The 4188-nt window shown below is 63.8% G+C and carries 3 protein-coding genes; 2 read left to right on the top strand and 1 reads right to left on the bottom strand.

Annotated features, from left to right (window positions below):
- The coding region (locus EN991_RS25700) for a DUF6492 family protein (RefSeq protein ID WP_245461078.1) at window positions 1-896 on the top strand (896 nt) is incomplete at its 5' end.
- Between the two features lie 79 nt (window positions 897-975).
- Here EN991_RS25700 and EN991_RS25695 read toward each other — a convergent pair.
- Window positions 976-2295 carry a lipopolysaccharide biosynthesis protein gene (locus EN991_RS25695; protein WP_127369812.1) on the bottom strand — a complete coding sequence of 440 codons (1320 nt, stop codon included), beginning with the start codon at window positions 2293-2295 and terminating at the stop codon, window positions 976-978.
- A 198-nt stretch (window positions 2296-2493) separates the two neighbouring features.
- Here EN991_RS25695 and EN991_RS25690 point away from each other — a divergent pair.
- On the top strand, window positions 2494-4188 hold a 1695-nt coding region (locus tag EN991_RS25690; RefSeq protein ID WP_127369811.1), incomplete at its 3' end, for a GumC family protein.

Genomic DNA, 4188 nt, shown 5'->3' with positions numbered 1-4188 from the left:
CTGTCGAGCCAAGCCCGCTCCGGCAGACACCGACGGCGGCCATCGTGACGGCAAGCTATGCGCCCGATTTCGAGCGCTGTCGCCTGCTGTGCGAGACACTTGATCGCCACGTTTCTGGCGCGGCGCACCATTACATCCTGGTCGAGCATCGCGATGTCGGCCTGTTTCGCCAATTGGAGACCGGCCGCCGCACGGTGGTCGACGAGCGGGAATTGCTGCCGCGCTGGCTGCACGCCTTCGACGATCCGCTCAGCCTGTTTCGCCGGCGCGTCTGGCTCAGCCTGAAGACCCAGCCGCTGCGCGGCTGGCATGTGCAGCAGTTGCGCCGCATCGCCATATCAGCGCATGCATCTCAAGACGTGCTCATCTTCTGCGATTCCGATGTTGCCTTCCTGAAACCTTTCGACTGCGGCGCCTTCTGGCGCGACGGCAAGGTGCGCCTGTTCCGCCGCGACGCTGTGCTGGCGGACGAAGGTCATGAGGAGCATCGCATCTGGTCGCGCAATGCGGGATCGGCACTCGGCATCGACCCGTCCCGGACGTCGATCCATGACTACATCTCGACGCTGATCGCCTGGCGGCGCGACACCGTGCTGGCCATGTGCGGCGAGATCGAGAAGGTCCATGGCCGCAACTGGGTCGAGGTCGTCGGTTCGGCGCGCAAATTCTCCGAATGCATGATCTACGGCCGCTATGTCGACGATCTGCTGGACGGAGCCGGCCACTTCCACGGTTCCGAAGAGTTCTGCCGCGTGCACTGGACCGGCGAAGCGCTTTCGGATGACGAGTTCCGCCGCTTCGTTGCCGCCATGGCGCCGGAGCAGGTGGCGATCGGCATGCAATCCTTCATCGGCACCGATATCGGCCGCATCCGCCGTCTGATTGGGTTGGATTAGATCATCCCGAAAAGCGGAAACCGGTTTTCTCGGACAACGATTTCCGTTTGTCCAGAAGTCATGTACAAATGAGAAAGTCCTAGACGGGTTTGGCCGGCTTGCGCATCGCCGAATAGGTGAGCAGCGTCGAGGCGAGATACAAAAGCAGGAAGACGACATTGAGCGACAGCACCAGCTTCGGCGTGTCGAGGATGGTCGTCAGCACATAGGTCAGCAACAGCGCCTTCAATCCGGCGAGCAGGCCGAGATTGAGCGCCCGCACCAGCGTCTGGCCGCGTGCGAACAAAAGCTCGGCCTGGTATTCGATCAGATTGCGCAATCCCGGCACGCAGATCGCCAGCACCACCAGCGGGGCAGCCTCGGCGACATTCTTGCCGAGCGCATTGGGGAAGAAATGCAGCACGATGCCGAGCGTCAAGAGCGCCAGCGTCGACACCGCGAAAACGCCGCCTTCGATGCCGCTCTTGACCGCCAGCCGTGACAGCAGTTCCGGCGCGCGCATCATGCGCTGCACCAGCATCATCGAGAAGGTGCGGATCGGAATCGCCGTCAGGTCTACCAGCCGCATGATGATGGCGTAGATGCCGGCCAGATGCGGGCCGCCGATCGCCAGCACCAGCAGCTTGTCGAACTCCATCTGCAGGTAGAACAGCACTTCGGCGCCGGCCACATAGATGGAATCGGCCAATCGCCGAAGATACAGCTCGACGCGCAGCCGCAGCCTCTGGCGCGGGTAGAAGAAGCCGAAGGCAATCAGCAGCGAGGCGGCATTGGCGCCGATATAGAACCAGGACCATATCCAGACGCTGTGTTGCGCTGAGAACATGAACAGCACCGCGCCGAGCGCCCGCAGCGCGGTCGCCAGGATGGCCAGCAGCGCGGCGCGGCCGAACTTGCCCAGGCCGTTGTTGACGATCAGCGCCACCTCCACCGGCCGCCACAACAGCGCTTCGGCAAAGACGATTGCCGCAAACACCGACAGCGGCACGGTGTCGGCAAAGAAAAGCAGATAGACGCCGAACGAGGCCACGGCCAGCAGCGGCAGCGACAGCACGCCGAGCAGCAGGAAGCCGGCGGAAAAGGTGCCGATCAGATTGGGGCGGATGGTGGCGGTGCGGTAAAGCGCCGAGATGAACCCGAAAGCGAGGATGCGCGACAGCATGACGCCGGCCGCCGACGCGGTGGCGAACATGCCGAATTCGGATATCGACAGCGTGTTGGCCAGCGCGATGAAATAGGCCAGCGAAAACACCAGTCGCCCACCGGCACCGCTGATCGCTGAGAAATAGTCGCGAAGCAGCCCCCGTCGTTCGGCCAAAAAGCTGCCGATCCGGGCGAGGGGCCGCCTTTGCGGCCGGGCGAGGGGCCGCCTTTGCGGTATGTCACTGGCCTGCGTCATGTCTCAAGGAGAGCCTAGGCCGGAAAACTTAACGTGCCGTTCTGGCGGCTGGGCTTGTGTCGAAAATAGATGCAACCGAAACGAGAAACCGACGCTTCGGCGCGGGAAAATTAACCTTTTGTTTTCCATGCCTGTTTAGCGTGGCTTAACGAATGGCCAATCTCCGTTCGCAGGTCGCCAAGGGTAAAGTTCCAGACGATGGTCGACAGGGAAAACCGCGAAGACTGGAAGCGCGAGCGCTCGTTGCTGGCGCTGGGCCAGGCTGTGCGTGGCGACGAACCCGACGCGTCGCTGGTCTCGATCGGCGACCGGGCAGACCCGTCATGGCGCGAGGACGCCGCCACGCGTCATCGCCTCGCCCGCTCGCAGCGCGAGGCGCGCAACCCGAAACTGTCGGATCCGGTCGCGGCCGACGGGGATCGTGAGCAAGCGTACCGCGCGCAAACCTCGCCGCGGACACAGCCTAGTGCCGCCGAAACCGCTGGCGCTCGTCGCGCCGATCATACATCGGAACCTTACGCTGCAGGCGACGCATCGTTATCCCGAAACGACGGCACGGACAGCCAGCAGTGGAAGCCGCTGATCGATCCGATGCAGGTGGTGCGCGGTGTCGGCAAGTCGAAGCTGCTGATCGTGACGACGACACTGCTGGGCGCCGCGCTCGGCGTCACCATCGCGCTGTCGACGCCGAAGAAATATGAGGCCACCACCGAACTGATCGTCGACCCGCGCGACCTGAAGCTCACCGATCGGGACCTCACCCAGTCGGTCGTCGCTTCCGACGCCACGCTGGCCATCGTCGAGAACCAGGTCCGGGTGCTGACATCAGGCACTGTTCTCAACAAGGTCGTCGACAAGCTCAATCTGGTCAATGATCCGGAATTCAATGGGCAAGGCAGCGGCGGCCTCAGTGTCATGTCGCTCATTCGCTCCGTCCTGTCCCGCAATGATGGGCCGGGGGGTGTCGACGACAGCCGTCGCCGCGCGCTTGCTGTCGGCAATCTGGCTGAGAGCCTTTCGGTCGAGCGCGGCGGCAAGACCTTCGTCATCACCGTCAGCGCCACCACGCAGAATGGCGAGAAATCAGCGCTCATCGCCAACACGATGACGGATGTCTTCCTGCAGACTTTCGGCCAGATACAGTCGGACACCGCAGGCCGCGCCACCGACGAACTGACGGCCAGGCTCGACGAGTTGCGCAAGGGCGTCGAGGCAGCCGAGCGCAAGGTCGAGGATTTCAGGGCCACGCACGATCTCGTTGACGCGCAGGGCCATCTCATCAGCGACGACGAGATGCTGAAACTCAACGAGCAGCTGTCGGTCGCGCGCGCCCGGACCCTGGAACTCAACGCCCGGGCGGCCTCGGCGCGTTCGGTCGACGTCAATTCGGTTCTCACCGGTACCTTGCCGGAGGAGATCAACTCCAACACGATGAGCGATCTGCGTTCGCAATATGCGTCGCTCAAGCAGGAAGCTGACCGCGCCGCCATCCGGCTCGGCCCGCGTCACCCCGAACTCCAGGCGATCAATGCCCAGATTGCCGGCGCACGCGACCGCATCGCCTCGGAGCTGCGCCGCATCGGCTCGTCGCTGCAGGTCGACCTCAAGCGCGCCGTCCAGCTCGAACAGGATCTCGCCTCTCGCCTGGCGCAGCTGAAGGTCCGCAGCGGCGACGTCAACAGCGACCTCGTGTCGATGCGCGAACTGGAGCGCGAGGCGACCGCCAAGCGTTCCGTCTACGAACAGTACCTGCTGCGCGCCAAGGAGACCGGCGAGCAGAAGGACATCAACACCGCCAACATCAATGTGATCTCGAAGGCCTTCGCGCCGCTCGAGCCGAACGGGCCGTCGCGGGTCGTGGTCGCGCTCGCCGGCCTGTTGCTGGGTTTCGCC

Source organism: Mesorhizobium sp. M7A.F.Ca.US.005.03.2.1 (assembly GCF_003997795.1).
In the GTDB taxonomy this organism is placed as follows: domain Bacteria; phylum Pseudomonadota; class Alphaproteobacteria; order Rhizobiales; family Rhizobiaceae; genus Mesorhizobium; species Mesorhizobium ciceri.
Note: the sequence above shows the minus strand (reverse complement) of the source record. Positions and strands in the feature narration are given on the sequence as shown.